At 63.1% G+C, this 14,359-nt stretch carries 11 protein-coding genes; 7 read left to right on the forward strand and 4 right to left on the reverse strand.

Translation table 11 applies throughout. From position 1 onward, the window contains the following. Nucleotides 1-83: 83 nt before the first annotated feature. Nucleotides 84-941, reverse strand: a complete 858-nt coding sequence (locus tag J1G34_RS06305; RefSeq protein WP_222993586.1) for a LysR substrate-binding domain-containing protein — start codon at nt 939-941, stop codon at nt 84-86. A gap of 111 nt (nt 942-1,052) precedes the next feature. On the opposite strand from J1G34_RS06305, the gene J1G34_RS06310 reads away from it, so the two are divergent. The 3 genes from J1G34_RS06310 (at nt 1,053) to J1G34_RS06320 (ending at nt 3,725) form a co-directional block, all read left to right on the forward strand. Beyond that, nucleotides 1,053-2,162 (forward strand): 2-aminoethylphosphonate--pyruvate transaminase, encoded by a 1,110-nt coding sequence (locus J1G34_RS06310; RefSeq protein ID WP_222993588.1) that lies wholly within the window; start codon nt 1,053-1,055, stop codon nt 2,160-2,162. Between the two features lie 30 nt (nt 2,163-2,192). After that, nucleotides 2,193-3,020, forward strand: a complete 828-nt coding sequence (gene phnX / locus J1G34_RS06315; RefSeq protein ID WP_222993590.1) for a phosphonoacetaldehyde hydrolase — start codon at nt 2,193-2,195, stop codon at nt 3,018-3,020. Nucleotides 3,021-3,131: 111 nt separating this feature from the next. Beyond that, entirely contained in the window at nt 3,132-3,725 is a 594-nt protein-coding gene (locus tag J1G34_RS06320) for a cytochrome b (RefSeq protein WP_065936097.1), read from the forward strand. A 632-nt stretch (nt 3,726-4,357) separates the two neighbouring features. On the opposite strand, the gene J1G34_RS06325 is transcribed toward J1G34_RS06320, so the two are convergent. Continuing rightward, on the reverse strand, nt 4,358-5,248 hold the full coding sequence (locus tag J1G34_RS06325) for a 1-aminocyclopropane-1-carboxylate deaminase/D-cysteine desulfhydrase (protein ID WP_065936098.1): 891 nt from the start codon (nt 5,246-5,248) through the stop codon (nt 4,358-4,360). A 55-nt stretch (nt 5,249-5,303) separates the two neighbouring features. Next, nucleotides 5,304-7,343: an NADPH-dependent 2,4-dienoyl-CoA reductase gene (locus tag J1G34_RS06330; RefSeq protein ID WP_222993592.1), complete on the reverse strand. Its 2,040-nt coding sequence runs from the start codon at nt 7,341-7,343 to the stop codon at nt 5,304-5,306. A gap of 211 nt (nt 7,344-7,554) precedes the next feature. On the opposite strand from J1G34_RS06330, the gene J1G34_RS06335 reads away from it, so the two are divergent. From J1G34_RS06335 to J1G34_RS06345, 3 genes are all read left to right on the forward strand, one after another. After that, on the forward strand, nt 7,555-8,685 hold the full coding sequence (locus J1G34_RS06335) for a carbon-nitrogen hydrolase family protein (RefSeq protein WP_222993595.1): 1,131 nt from the start codon (nt 7,555-7,557) through the stop codon (nt 8,683-8,685). Between the two features lie 4 nt (nt 8,686-8,689). Next, nucleotides 8,690-9,724 carry an AraC family transcriptional regulator gene (locus J1G34_RS06340; RefSeq protein WP_065896780.1) on the forward strand — a complete coding sequence of 345 codons (1,035 nt, stop codon included), beginning with the start codon at nt 8,690-8,692 and terminating at the stop codon, nt 9,722-9,724. A 331-nt stretch (nt 9,725-10,055) separates the two neighbouring features. Further along, nucleotides 10,056-11,063 carry a transketolase-like TK C-terminal-containing protein gene (locus J1G34_RS06345; RefSeq protein WP_065896781.1) on the forward strand — a complete coding sequence of 336 codons (1,008 nt, stop codon included), beginning with the start codon at nt 10,056-10,058 and terminating at the stop codon, nt 11,061-11,063. 21 nt (nt 11,064-11,084) lie between these two features. Here the strand turns inward: J1G34_RS06345 and J1G34_RS06350 are convergent, their stop codons facing one another. Continuing rightward, nucleotides 11,085-11,555, reverse strand: coding sequence for a MarR family winged helix-turn-helix transcriptional regulator (locus J1G34_RS06350; RefSeq protein WP_065884864.1), 471 nt, complete (start codon nt 11,553-11,555; stop codon nt 11,085-11,087). Nucleotides 11,556-11,698: 143 nt separating this feature from the next. On the opposite strand from J1G34_RS06350, the gene aceE reads away from it, so the two are divergent. Continuing rightward, the gene (gene aceE, locus J1G34_RS06355; RefSeq protein WP_222993597.1) at nt 11,699-14,359 is read left to right on the forward strand and encodes a pyruvate dehydrogenase (acetyl-transferring), homodimeric type; all 2,661 of its coding nucleotides are present in this window, start codon (nt 11,699-11,701) and stop codon (nt 14,357-14,359) included.

The raw sequence follows: 14,359 nt of genomic DNA on the forward strand, positions 1-14,359 counted from the left end.
TCCATGGCGCCGAAACGTCTACTGGCCGGCGCTTTGGGGGCAGAGTTTATAGCGCAGCAACGCATCGTTCCACCAAAAAACCCTCAGGGCGCCAACTCGAAAAAGGCCTGGATCAAGCGCAACGACCGGCGCCGCTCCAGGCAGCCAAGCAGATGCCGGTTCTGCAGGCCGTCGCCGCGAATCGGCACGGCGCTGACACGTGGGTCGCGGCTGACCTCCATCGACGACACCACCCCCAGGCCCAGCTCCGCCGCAACGGCCTCCGTCACCGCCTCCCGGCTGTCCAGTTCCAGCAGCACCCTGGGCCGCACACCGGCAGCCAGGCACGCCTCATCAAAGGTACGCCGGGTAATGGAACCGGGCTCGCGCAGCACCATGATCTCTTCGTTCAACCCCGACAGTGCAATGCCCTCGGCCTGCCCCGCCCACGGGTGCACGGCCGGCACCAGCGCGCAAATACGCGACTCGCCCAAGGGATGCAGGTGCAGGCCATTGCGCGGCTCCACTTCGGTCAGCACCGCCACATCGGCATGCTCGGACAACAACGCCGCCAGGGTTTCCTGGGCATTGCCCAGGCGCAGATTCACCGTGACGCCCGGATAAAGCACGCGCAGCCGGGCGATCATCGGCATCACCAGATGCGGGCCGTCCGCCGCCACTTCCAGGCGCCCGGTGAGCAATTGGCGGTTGGCTTCGAGCATCGCCTGCGCCTCATCCACCAGGCCGAAGATCGCCCGGGTGATCGCCGCCAGGCGTGCGCCCTCCTCGGTCAACTCGACCCGCCGCGCAGTGCGGCGCAGCAAAGGGATCTGGTAGTGCTCCTCCAGCGCCTTGATGTGCCCGGTCACCGCCGGCTGGCTGATGAACAGCCGGGCGGCCGCACGGGTAAAACTGCCCTCGCGGGCCACCGCATCGAATGCGCGCAGTTGGAACAGGTTCATGGTTATCGGCCTCACTGATAGCTCGCATAACAACAAACAATTTGATTGATAACAAGCCAAACTGCAATTTAGGCGCCGTAGAGTCGACCCGTTGTTTTACGAGGACCCGAGATGACCCCTGCCGCGCCGCTCCTGCTGACCCCCGGCCCCCTGACCACTTCCAACCGCACGCGCCAGGCGATGATGGTGGACTGGGGTTCATGGGATGAGCGTTTCAACCAACTCACCGCCAGCGTGTGCGAGCATTTGCTGGCGATCATCCATGGCGCCGCCAGCCACCACTGCGTGCCGTTGCAGGGCAGCGGCACTTTCGCCGTCGAAGCCGCCATCGGCACCCTCGTACCGCGTAACGGCAAGGTACTGGTGCTGATCAACGGCGCCTACGGCAAACGCCTGGCGAAGATCTGTGACGTGCTCGGCCGCGCGTACAGCACCTTCGAAACGCCCGAAGACCAACCCACCACCGCCGCCGAGGTGGACCGCCTGCTGCACGCCGACGCCGCGATCACCCATGTCGCGCTGATCCACTGCGAGACCAGCACCGGCATCCTCAACCCGCTGGCGCAGATCGCCGAAGTGGTCAAGCGTCACGGCAAGCGCCTGATCATCGACGCCATGAGTTCCTTCGGCGCACTGCCGATCGATGCGCGTGAAGTGCCCTTCGACGCGCTGATCGCCGCGTCCGGCAAATGCCTGGAAGGCGTGCCGGGCATGGGCTTTGTCTTCGCCGAAAAGACCGCGCTGGCTGCGGCCGCAGGCAACTCTCATTCCCTGGCGATGGACCTGTTCGACCAGCACAGCTACATGGCCCGCACCGGCCAGTGGCGCTTCACCCCGCCCACCCATGTGGTCGCCGCGCTGCACGAAGCGCTTGTGCAATACCATGAAGAAGGCGGCCTGCCCGCCCGCCATCAACGCTACGCCGATAACTGCCGCGCGCTCCTGGACGGCATGGCCGCACTGCGCCTGCGCAGCTTCCTGCCGGCGGCGATCCAGGCGCCGATCATCGTCACCTTCCACGCCCCGCAACACCCGCGCTACCAGTTCACGGACTTCTACGAACGGGTCAAGGCCAAGGGTTTCATCCTCTATCCGGGCAAATTGACCCAGGTGGAGACCTTTCGCGTGGGCTGCATCGGCCATGTCGACGCGGCCGGCATGCGCGCGGCGGTCCAGGCCATCGCCGAGGTGCTGCAAGAAATGCACGTGCTGGACCTCTGATTGTCCCCATTACCCCACAGGATCTGAACCATGAACTACCAAAACCCCACCAGGCTCCAGGCCGTCATTCTCGACTGGGCCGGCACCGTAGTGGACTTCGGCTCGTTTGCGCCGACGCAGATTTTTGTCGAGGCCTTTGCCGAGTTCGGCGTACAGGTGTCCATCGAAGAGGCTCGTGGCCCGATGGGCATGGGCAAGTGGGACCATATCCGCACCCTCTGCGATCAGCCGCGCGTCGCCGAGCGTTATCGCAAGGCCTTCGGCCGCACGCCCACCGATGCAGACGTGAGCGCCATCTACCAACGCTTCATGCCGCTGCAGATCGAGAAAATCGCCGAACACTCGGCGCTGATCCCCGGCGCCCTCGACACCCTTGCCGGCGTGCGCGCCCAGGGCATCAAGATCGGTTCCTGTTCCGGCTATCCCAAACAGGTGATGGACAAGGTCGTCGCCCTGGCCGCCAGCAACGGCTACGTGGCGGACCATGTGGTCGCCACCGACGAAGTGCCCAATGGCCGCCCATGGCCGGCCCAGGCGCTGGCCAATGTGATCGCGCTGGGCATTGACGATGTGGCGGCGTGCGTGAAAGTCGACGACACCGTACCGGGTATCCTCGAAGGCCGCCGCGCAGGCATGTGGACAGTGGCGCTGACCTGCTCCGGCAACGCCCTGGGCCTGACCTATGAGCAGTTCCGGGCGCTGGACAGCGCCACACTGGCCGGCGAGCGCCAGCGTATCGAAGCGATGTTCGAAGGCTCACGCCCGCACTACCTGATCGACACTATTACCGATCTGCCGCAGGTCATCGCCGATATCAACGCACGCCTGGCTCGCGGGGAAATGCCGCAAAGCCACTGACGAAGGTCAATGCACCGGCATTCACTACGGGCCAAGCGCTTCAAACAGGCATACAGTTGAACCACTCCGTCAAAGAACGGAAAGTTGCCCTGATAAGTGAGGAACCCAACGATGCCGTGGAAAAATTCCGATACGCGCTACAGCACCATGTCGATTGCATTGCACTGGTTGATGGTGGTGCTCCTGGCGGTGGTCTACGCCTGCATTGAGTTACGCGGCCAGTTCCCCAAAGGCAGCGGTGCGCGCACGCTGATCGTCGAAATGCACTTTATGTTCGGCCTGACCGTGTTTGTGCTGGTGTGGCTGCGCCTGTTCGCCCGCAGCCTGGGCGTGGCGCCGAAGATCGTGCCGGCGCCGCCGCCATGGCAGCGCCTGTTGGCGACGCTGACCCACGTTGCGCTGTATGGGTTGATGATCGGCATGCCGATTGCCGGCTGGCTGATCGTCAGCGCCGAGGGGCATTCGGTGATGTTCTACGGGATGGAGTTGCCGCCGCTGATCGCTGAGAACAAGGCATTGGCCAAGGAGATTGAAGGCTGGCATGTGCTGTTTGGCCAGATCGGTTACTGGCTGATCGGGCTGCATGCGTTGGCCGGGATCTTTCATCATTACGTGATGCGCGATAATACGGCGCTGAGGATGATGCCGGGCAGGAGGGAGCTTGCTCCCGATGGCGTCGAGTCAGCCAACACATCCATCGAGTGATACACCTTGATCGGGGCATGAGTATCTGCACAACTTGGGTGCGACGCCGGACCTGTGGCTAGGGAGCTTGCTCCCGTGACGGCCGGACAGCCAACACGTATCTACCTGACGCTCCGAGGTTCAAATGTGGGAGGGGGCTTGCCCCCGATGGCGGCCTTGGGGCTGGCCGGGATGTTGGGTCGGACCGAGTACATATCCGTTTCTGCGGTCACGGCCACTTAGGGTTCCGCCCTGACGGCGGCTCACTTTTGAAAAGCGCAAAAGTAAGCAAAACGCTCTTGCCCCACCACTCGGCACCTCGCCTAGGCTCGGTGTGCCCTCTCTCCGGCCAGCGTGGTTTAACGGGGCGCCTGAGATCAAAAGCAAAAGCGCGGCGGCCTTGGAGCCGACCGGTGTTTTTTGTCGATCCCGGTCCAAATGTGGGAGGGGGCTTGCCCCCGATGCGGTGTGTCAGCCAGCGCTGTTGTCGCTGACCCACCGCCATCGGGGGCAAGCCCCCTCCCACATTTGGATCTCCAGTGTTTTGAGGGATTTTATACGCTCCAGATTTACGGGGTTAGCGTGGGCTGCTACAGCATTGTGGCGATTTCCCATGGCCATCGGGGGCAAGGCCCTCCCACAGGGGGTCTGCTCTAGGCATTGAAACCTCGGCGGCCTTGCAGGCCGCCGGTGTGGATGAAGATCAGGCGGGTACCGGGGGCGAAGCGTCCGGTCTCGATCTGTTGCTTCAACGCCAGCAGCGCCTTGCCGGTGTAGAGCGGCTCCAGCGGCACACCGCTGGCCTGTTCGGTGCGCTCGATAAAATCGAGCAGCAGCGGATCGACCTTGGCAAAGCCGTCTCGGCTGGCGTCGATCAGTTCGTAACCGTTGTGCACCATGGCACTTACGTTCTGCGCGACACCGTGATCGTCCGGCACTGCCAATGCGCCGTAGACCGTACGCCTGCCCGCCTCGGCCAATACCAACCCAGCCAGTGTCGTCCCGGTACCGGCTGCCAGCCACCAAGCGTCGTAATCCGCCCAGCCGAGCTGACTCAACTGCGCCTGCGCCTGCTCGACCAGCACCGCGCAGCCCAGCGCACCGGCCAGCCCGCCGCCGCCTTCGGGCACCGGATGAAGATGGGGATACTGTTCGCGCCAGGGCAACCAGAAGCCCGGCTCATGGCGTGCGCGATAGCCGCCGTAACCGAGCCAATGCAATTGCATGCCGAACGCCTTGAGGTCGAGCACGGTGGGGGTGTCTTGAGGATGGCCGCGCAACAGGCCGACCGTGGGAAAGCTAAAGCGCCTGCCCGCCGCCGCCAGGGCGTGCAGATGGTTGGAGTAGGCCCCGCCGAGGCTGATGACCCCGCTGGCCCCCGCGTCGCGGGCTTGATTCAGGTGTTCGGTGAGCTTGAACCACTTGTTGCCGCTGATCAGCGGGTCGATACGGTCCAGGCGCAGCATGGCCAACTCGACCCCGTTCAGCCAGTCGAGCTGCAAAGGTTCAAGGGGAGCGTGAGGTAGCCAGTCGAAAGGACCCATCGGGAAGTATCTGAATGAAAAGGAGCGGTAGTCTAACACCGCCCCTTTCGTCGACTTACAGCTCGGCGGCCAGGCGCGAACCCTGGTTGATGGCGCGCTTGGCGTCCAGCTCGGCCGCCACATCGGCACCGCCAATCAGGTGCACGTTCTGCCCGGCGGCAACCAGGCCGTCGTGCAGTTCGCGCAGCGGGTCCTGGCCGGCGCAGATGACGATGTTGTCCACCGCCAGCACCTGCGGCTCGCCCTCGGCGCCGATGCGGATATGCAGGCCTTCATCATCGATCTTCAGGTATTCGACGCTGTTAAGCATCTGCACCTGTTTGTTTTTCAGTCCGGTACGGTGGATCCAGCCGGTGGTCTTGCCCAGGCCGTCGCCGACCTTGGACGCCTTGCGTTGCAGCAGGAACACGTCACGCGCCGGTGCATGGCGCTCGGGCTTGATCCCGGCCACGCCGCCACGGGCCTCAAGTTGAGTGTCGATGCCCCACTCTTTCCAGAACGCTTCGCGATCCAGGCTGGTGGACACGCCCTGGTGCACCAGGAATTCCGACACGTCGAAACCGATACCGCCCGCGCCAATCACCGCCACGCGCTTGCCTACCGGCTTGCGCTCCAGGATCACGTCCAGGTAATTGAGCACCTTGGCGTTCTCCACACCCGCAATCGCCGGCGTACGCGGTGCGATACCGGTGGCCAGGATCACCTCGTCATAACCGCCCGCCACCAGTTGCGCCACATCGACACGGGTGTTGAGGCACAGCTCGACGTGAGTGGTCTGCAATTTGCGCTTGAAGTAGCGCAGGGTCTCGAAAAATTCTTCCTTGCCCGGTATGCGTTTGGCGATGTTGAACTGGCCGCCGATTTCGCTGGCCGAATCGAACAAGGTCACCTGATGCCCGCGCTCGGCAGCCACGGTAGCAGCAGCCAGTCCGGCAGGGCCGGCACCGACGACCGCAATTTTCTTGATCTGCTGCACGGGCAGGTAATTGAGTTCGGTTTCATAGCACGCCCGCGGGTTGACCAGGCAGGTGGTCAGCTTGCCGCCGAAGGTGTGGTCCAGGCACGCCTGATTGCAGCCGATGCAGGTGTTGATTTCGTCGGCGCGCCCCGCCGCGGCCTTGTTGACGAACTCCGGGTCGGCGAGAAACGGCCGCGCCATCGAGACCATGTCGGCATCGCCCTCGGCGAGAATCTGCTCGGCGACTTCCGGCGTGTTGATACGGTTGGTAGTGATCAGCGGAATCGTCACCGCACCTCGCAACTTGGCGGTGACCTTGCTGAACGCGGCGCGCGGCACTTTGGTGGCAATGGTCGGGATACGCGCTTCGTGCCAGCCGATACCGGTGTTGATAATAGTGGCGCCGGCCTGCTCGATGGCCTTGGCCAACTGCACGACTTCCTCCCAGACGCTGCCGCCCTCGACCAGGTCGAGCATCGACAGGCGGAAAATAATGATGAAATTCGGCCCGACCGCTTCACGCACCCGGCGCACGATTTCCACGGCCAGGCGCATACGGTTTTCAAAGCTGCCGCCCCAACGGTCGGTGCGATGGTTGGTGTGGGCGGCCAGGAACTGGTTGATGAAGTAACCTTCGGACCCCATGATTTCCACGCCGTCGTACTCGGCGACCTGGGCCAGCTGCGAGCAGGTGACGAAATCCTGGATCTGCTTCTCGATGCCCTCCTCGTCCAGCTCCCGGGGCTTGAACGGGTTGATCGGTGCCTGGATCGCACTCGGCGCTACCTGCTTGGGGCTGTAGGCATAACGCCCGGCATGCAGGATCTGCATGCAGATCTTGCCACCGGCGTCGTGCACGGCGCGGGTGACGATCCGGTGCTTTTGCGCCTCTTCGTCGGTGGTCAACTTGGCCGCACCGGCATACACGCCGCCTTCATCGTTCGGGCCGATGCCGCCGGTGACCATCAGGCCGACGCCGCCCCGGGCGCGCTCGGCGAAATACGCCGCCATGCGCTCGAAACCACCGGGCTTTTCTTCCAGGCCCGTGTGCATCGAGCCCATCAGGGTACGGTTGCGCAGGGTGGTAAAACCCAGGTCCAACGGGGCCAGCAGGTGCGGGTAGGCAGCAGCGGTCATGGTACAGCTCCACAACGGATCATCACGGGACGTGGAGGGCTCGAATGGCACCCCATCGGTTTATGTCCCACAGACTAAGAGGCGATCACCTACCGCTCAATGACTGAAACTGACAACTTATTGATCCAAATGCACAGCTACCCTTGGCAAGCCGGGCCAGGAGCCCTACCCTAGTCGCGAACCCTGCCCCCGGTCTGTTGTCTGTTGCCCCATGCGCAAATTACTCATATTCACCGTCACCATGGCCCTGGTTGCCGCCCTCGCCGCGTATCTGGTCTGGACCCAGGAGCGCCCTGTGGCGCATTACCTGTCGGACCTGCGCATCACCCTCGCGGTCAATGAAGGCCAGCCGGCCGAGCGTGGCAACCTGCTGGGCATCCAGCCGGAGCTGTTCCCCGCCGATTACCAGAGCCTGGAGCGCCTGCACCTGAAGCTCTCGGCCTACCTGCAAAAGGCCCGCGAACAGGGCTTGATCAACGACAAGACCGTCGTCGTGCTGCCGGAACATGTCGGCACCTGGCTGATGCTCGCCGGCGAGAAAAACGAGCTGTACCAGGCCACCCACCTCAAGGACGCGATGAACTGGCTGTCGATCAGCAATCCGTTGCAGTTCCTGCGCGCCTGGATCAGCGCCACCGGCGACAACCGCATGGATGATGCGTACCTGCGCATGAAAGCCGCCGGCATGGCGCGCGATTACCAAGTGCTGTTTGGCGGCCTGGCCAAGGAATTCGGCGTGACCCTGGTGGCCGGTTCCATCGCCCTGCCCAATCCCAGTGTGAACCTGGGGCAACTGCAGGTCGGCCATGGTGCGCTGTACAACGTCAGTGTGGTCTTTGCCGCCGATGGTTTGCCTCTGGGCCAGCCACAGCGCCAGCTGTACCCGATCTACGACGAGCGCGGCTTTATCGAACCCGGCGATGAAAACATCGTCAGCGTGGTCGACACCCCGGCCGGGCGCCTGGGCGTGCTGATCGGCAGCGACAGCTGGTACCCGGACAACTACCGCAAGCTCAACGAACAAGGTGCCCAGTTGATTGCCGTGCCGGCCTATGTGACCGGGCGTAACACCTGGGACCGCCCGTGGCGCGGCTTCAAGAGCGTGTCGACCCCTTCGGAAGTCAGCCTCAAGCCCGAGGAAACCAGCGAGGGCGAAGCCTGGCGCCGCCTGACCCTGATCAGCCAACCACCGATCAGCCAGGCCACAGCGGGCATGAGCGTGTTTTTGCGTGGCCAGTTCTGGGACCTGGGCAGCGCCGGGCAGAGCTTCCTGAGCCGCAACGGGCAACTGTTCGCCGACGGCGAAGCCCGTGGTGCGCGCCTGCTCAATATCTGGCTGTGACCGCGTGAAGCCGGTGCGCCTGGGGGATCTGTCGGTGGGCTTCGTGCACACCCTGGCCGATGCCGTGCACAGCCACGGCCTGGACCCACACCCCCTGTTGCTGCAATACGGCCTGGACCCGGCACGCCTGGCCGAAGCGGGCGCGCGCCTGTCGATCCCGCGCTATATGCGCCTGGGGCATGCGGCCATTCAACTGACCGGCGATCCGGGCCTGGGCCTGCGCATGGGTCAGCTCAGTCGCCTGAGCCAGGCCGGGCTCGCTGGTGTCACCGCCGCCCAGGCACCGACGGTACGCGAAGCCGCGCGCACGCTGACGCGCTTCGAACCACTGTATGGCTCCAACTACCGTGGGCAATCGAGCTTTCATGAAGACGCCGAAGGCGCCTGGCTGCGGTTTTATTCCATCAGTCCCTACAACGCCTATAACCGCTTTGTGGTGGACTCGATCATCGCCGGCTGGCTGCATCAACTGTCGAGCCTGGCGCAACAACCGGTGCCGGCCCAACGCATCGAAATCGAATTCCAGGCCCCCGAATACAGCCATTTGTATAGCGTGCTGGGGGACAGTCCTGTGCAGTTCGGCGCCGACCGCAATCAACTGCGCCTGACTCAGGCCACCCTGGCCCTGCGCAACCCGCAGTACTGCCCGAGCACCTGGCATCTGTTGTTACAGCTGTGTGAAAGGGAACTGGAGCAACTGACCCGCACCCGCAGCCTGCGCGAGCGCATTACTCGACTGCTGGGGCCGATGCTCAATGGTGGCCGGGAACCCGACCTGGAAGAAGTGGCGGCACGCTTGAAGCTGCCCACTTGGACCCTGCGCCGCAAACTGGCCGACGAAGGCACGCAATTTCGTGCGATTCTCAACGATACCCGCCGCGACTTGGCCATGACCTACATTCGCGACACGGAACTGGCCTTTGGCGAGATCGCCTACTTGCTCGGGTTTGCCTCGGCCCAAGCCTTCCAACGCGCCTTCAGGCGCTGGAACAACCAGACCCCAGGGGAATTTCGCCGCAGTCAGCGGCATTCCGCCTGAAGTCGGCCCTACAGCTCGGTGGCATCGTCGACCGGGTCCAGCGGGTCGAGTTCGAATGCCTGGTACTCCAGCAGTTCTTCCTGGTAATCGTCCATGGTGGACTCCTTGTTAAGTTAAAAATGCCAGCGCAATTAATGACCTTCACGACCAGACTAAAGTGCCGTCATGACGAAAAAATGTCTGCGCCATGATGTTCCCGCACGTGAAGATTAAACGCGGCGGCGGCGGACTGATTTAGTCGGAAGATCGAGGCACTATTGCAATCATTGCAATTGCAATCATAAGACCAATTCCATTAGTGTAGGCACCTCTGTCGCCAGGAGCCACCCCCATGCCCGCCTCTACCGCACTCGCTGCGCAGCTGTGCATCGACGCACTGGACACCTGCGCCTGCTCGCGCAGCTCACCGCTGTACACGGTCTTGAGCATGGCCGGCGCGCTGGAATCCAGTCGCCAGGCCTGGGTGATTCGCGGCCAGTCGCGCAGTCGGCGCCCGGGTAACTGGCCCACCTGGTTTGCGCGCAATACCGGGGAAAAGCCGCTGCTCTACCTGCACAGCGCCACCTCGTCTGCACAGCTGTGTGCACTGTCACACCGGACCGACCAGCGCGGCATTTTGTGCAATGACAGCGAAACCCAGCCATCCCCGTGGCCGAAGGGCGCGCAACCGTCGCTGCCGTTGTGGCTGGCCAGCCATCCACGCTGTACGCCCTACGACCCTGCCTCGGGCGAAGAGGCCCAGGCCATCGTGCTGGCCGGGTTGCGTACGCTGTACGTGGATGGCCAGCCGGGCTTTTATTACCTGGCGCTGCATGATCAGCCCAGCACCCTCGCACCGCAGACGCTGGACCGCGAAGGTGCGATCAAGGGCATGTATCCCGTGCGGCAAACTGCCGACGTGGCGAACGTGCGCTTGCTGGGTGCCGGTCGAGCCCTGGAAGAGGTCATGCACGCCGCGCAATTGCTTGAGCAGCAATGGGGCATCACGGCGCATGTATGGAGTTGCCCCAGTTACACCCGACTGGCCCGCGAGGCGGCGGCCGCCGAGCGCTGGAACCGCCTGCATCCCTGCGCGCCCAGGCGCAGCAGCCATCTGCGCGACTGCCTGGCGGGGAGTCGGACACCGGTGCTTGCCGTCACCGGCTACCCACAAGTGGTGGTCGACCAGTTGGCCGCGCATGTGAACACGCACTTCGTGGCGCTGGGCGCAGGCTCGGTACAGGCAGCCGCGCCGAACCGCTACTGGATTGCAGTGCTGGCATTAAAAGCGTTAGCCGATGAAGGGCACATCGAGACACACAAGGTGGAACACGCCCTGCAACGGTATGACCTGAAATGACCTCGCCACGGTTCACCCCATTTACGTTTTGCGCCGGCTACGGGTCTGCACGCCGGCTTCCATCGCCAACCCCGCCGTACGCTGCAGTGCATCGGCAAAGGCCTGACGGTGCTCAGGCTCGATTTGCGACAAAAACAGCTCATCCACGGTGCTTTCGTAGATTTTCCACATTTTCTTGCGCAGCGTACGGCCGGCCTCGGTGATCGAGGCAAATGCTGCGCGGCCATCGCCGTCGGAACGTGAACGCACCACCAGGCCGTCCTTTTCCAGGCGGTCGACCAGGCGCGTGAGGTTGTAACGCTCAATGGCCAGCACATCGGCCAATTCATGCATACGGCGCGTGCCTTCAGGACCGCTTTCCAAGCCCCACAGCGCGTCGTACCAGGCATACGGCGGCAGTTGCGCCTCGGTCAGCCGGCGCTCGATCTCACGGATGACCGTCCTGTGGGCCCTGACAAAACGGAACCATACATCCGGCTCTTTCGACGACATGCAACACCATCCGGGGAATTTCAAGAAGGTTGCAATAGTAGCTCATCACGGGCTAAATTCCGCCATGTCGTTGCAATTGCAACTATATCGCAGCGCGCCCACAAGGCGTTCGCCGCCCGGATCCGCCTACCCTGGAGCCTCATATGAATCCGAATAACGCCGCATCCCTGGACCACGATCCGCAGGAAACCCGTGAGTGGCTCGACTCCATCGAATCGGTGCTGTCGGCCGAAGGCCGCCCTCGCGCCCATTACCTGATCGACCAGTTGCTGGATTTCGACGTGGCGCGCCATGGCGACTTTTACGGGCGGGTGACTACCCCTTACGTCAACACCATCGCTGCCGACCGCCAACTGCCCTACCCCGGCGACCTGGACATTGAACGGCGGACCAATGCGTTTATCCGCTGGAATGCCATGGCGATGGTCTTGCGTGCCGGCAAACACTCAGGCGTGGGTGGGCATATCGCGACCTATGCGTCAGCCGCTGTGCTGTACGACGTAGGCTTCGACCATTTCTTTCGCGGCCGAACCGACACCTTCGACGGCGACCTTGTGTACATCCAGGGCCATTCCTCCCCCGGCATCTACGGCCGCGCCTATCTGGAAGGCCGCCTCAACGAAGCCCAACTGGATAACTTTCGCCGCGAAGCCGGTGGCGAGGGCCTGTCTTCCTACCCTCACCCACGGCTGATGCCGGACTTCTGGCAATTCCCTACGGTGTCCATGGGCCTGGGGCCGATCACGGCCGCTTATCAGGCGCGCTTCATGCGTTACCTGGAGTTTCGCGACCTCAAGCAACACCAGGGTCGCAAGGTTTGGGCGTTCCTCGGTGACGGCGAGATGGACCAGCCGGAATCCCTGGCCGCCATTTCCCTGGCCGGTCGCGAAAAACTCGACAACCTGATCTTCGTCGTCAACTGCAATCTGCAGCGCCTGGACGGTCCGGTGCGCGGTAACGCCAAGGTGATCCAGGAGTTCGAGAGCGTGTACCGTGCCGCCGGCTGGAATGTGATCAAGGTGATCTGGGGCGGTGGCTGGGATGCGCTGCTGGACAAAGACCACAGCGGCCTGCTGCGCCAGCGCATGATGGAATGCGTGGACGGCGACTACCAGAATTACAAATCCCAGAATGGCGCCTATGTGCGCGAGCATTTCTTCGGCAAATACCCGGAATTGCTGGCACTGGTTGCGGACATGTCCGACGACGATATCTGGAAACTCTCACGGGGCGGCCATGACCCGCTCAAGGTCTACAACGCCTACGCCGCCGCAGTGCGCCACAAGGGCCAGCCCACGGTGATCCTGGCCAAGACCGTCAAGGGCTTCGGCATGGGCGAAGCGGGCGAAGGCCAGAACGTCAATCATCAATTGAAGAAGATGGGTGCCGACGCGGTAAAAGCCTTCCGCGACCGATTCGGGCTGGAAGTGGCCGATGACCTGCTCGACGAAATTCCTTACCTCAAGCCGGCGGCCGACAGCACAGAAGCGCGCTATTTCAATGCCCGGCGCCAGGCGCTGGGCGGGTATGTGCCGGCCCGGCACACTGACGTTGCCCCGTTGACTGTCCCGCCCCTGTCCGCATTCGCCACTCAACTCAAGGACACCGGCGAGCGCGCCATATCTACCACCATGGCGTTTGTACGCATCCTCGGCACGCTGCTCAAGGACCCGCATCTGGGCAAGCTGATCGTCCCTATCGTGCCGGATGAGTCGCGCACCTTCGGCATGGAAAGCCTGTTCCGGCAGATCGGCATCCATTCCGCCGTGGGCCAGCTTTACACCCCGCAGGACGCCGGGCAACTGAGCTACTACAAAGAGAGCAAGGACGGACAGATCATGCAGGAAGGCCTGAATGAATCGGGTGCCATTTCCTCCTGGATCGCGGCAAGTACGTCCTACAGCAACCATGGCCTGATGACCGTCCCGTTCTACATTTTCTATTCGATGTTCGGCTTCCAGCGCGTCGGCGACCTGGCCTGGGCGGCGGGCGACGCGCGCGCCCGCGGCTTTCTGCTGGGTGCCACGGCCGGGCGCACCACCTTGATGGGTGAAGGGTTGCAGCATGACGACGGGCACAGCCATATCCTGGCCTCGGTAGTGCCGTGCTGCGTGGCCTACGACCCGACTTTTGCCTACGAGCTGGCGGTGATTATTCGCGAGGGCATGCGGCGCATGTATGTCGAACAGCAAGACATTTACTACTACATCACCCTGCTCAACGAAAACTACCCGCACCCGGCGATGCCCGAAGGCGTAGAGGATGGGATTCTCAAGGGCATGTATCCGCTGAGCACACACGCGGATGCTCGGGTTCAGCTGATGGGAAGTGGTTCGATCCTGCGCGAAGTCATCGCCGCAGCGTCGCTGCTCCGGGAAGATTTCGCTGTAGAGAGCGATGTGTGGAGCGTCACCAGCCTGACCGAGTTGCGCCGTAACGGGCACGCCGTAGAGCGCTGGAACCTGTTGCATCCGCAAAGTGAGCCGCGTCTGAGTTACGTGGAGGAGTGCCTTGTCGGAAAAGCCGGGCCGGTGGTGGCGGCGACGGACTACATGAAATTATTCGCCGATCAGATTCGCCCCTTCGTACACGGCCGCCGCTTTGTCGCGCTGGGAACCGATGGGTTCGGGCAGTCGGACACCCGGGAAGCGTTGCGCGAGTTCTTTGAAGTGGACCGCCACTTCATCGTGCTGGCGGCGTTGAAGGCGCTGGCGGATGACGGTGTGATCGGTCGTGACAACATCACAGAGGCGATCAACCGCTACGGGATCAATGTCGACAAGACAGACCCCGTAACGGTCTGA

Origin of the sequence: Pseudomonas sp. Wu6 (assembly GCF_019891515.1) — a bacterium.
Taxonomy (GTDB): Bacteria; Pseudomonadota; Gammaproteobacteria; order Pseudomonadales; family Pseudomonadaceae; genus Aquipseudomonas; species Aquipseudomonas orientalis_A.

What these genes read in the sequence shown, in the direction of transcription:
- J1G34_RS06305 (WP_222993586.1), bottom strand. Translation starts at nt 941, where the DNA reads ATGAACCTGTTCCAACTGCGCGCATTCGATGCGGTGGCCCGCGAGGGC.
- J1G34_RS06310 (WP_222993588.1), top strand. Translation starts at nt 1,053, where the DNA reads ATGACCCCTGCCGCGCCGCTCCTGCTGACCCCCGGCCCCCTGACCACT.
- phnX (WP_222993590.1), top strand. Translation starts at nt 2,193, where the DNA reads ATGAACTACCAAAACCCCACCAGGCTCCAGGCCGTCATTCTCGACTGG.
- J1G34_RS06320 (WP_065936097.1), top strand. Translation starts at nt 3,132, where the DNA reads ATGCCGTGGAAAAATTCCGATACGCGCTACAGCACCATGTCGATTGCA.
- J1G34_RS06325 (WP_065936098.1), bottom strand. Translation starts at nt 5,248, where the DNA reads ATGGGTCCTTTCGACTGGCTACCTCACGCTCCCCTTGAACCTTTGCAG.
- J1G34_RS06330 (WP_222993592.1), bottom strand. Translation starts at nt 7,343, where the DNA reads ATGACCGCTGCTGCCTACCCGCACCTGCTGGCCCCGTTGGACCTGGGT.
- J1G34_RS06335 (WP_222993595.1), top strand. Translation starts at nt 7,555, where the DNA reads ATGCGCAAATTACTCATATTCACCGTCACCATGGCCCTGGTTGCCGCC.
- J1G34_RS06345 (WP_065896781.1), top strand. Translation starts at nt 10,056, where the DNA reads ATGCCCGCCTCTACCGCACTCGCTGCGCAGCTGTGCATCGACGCACTG.
- J1G34_RS06350 (WP_065884864.1), bottom strand. Translation starts at nt 11,555, where the DNA reads ATGTCGTCGAAAGAGCCGGATGTATGGTTCCGTTTTGTCAGGGCCCAC.
- aceE (WP_222993597.1), top strand. Translation starts at nt 11,699, where the DNA reads ATGAATCCGAATAACGCCGCATCCCTGGACCACGATCCGCAGGAAACC.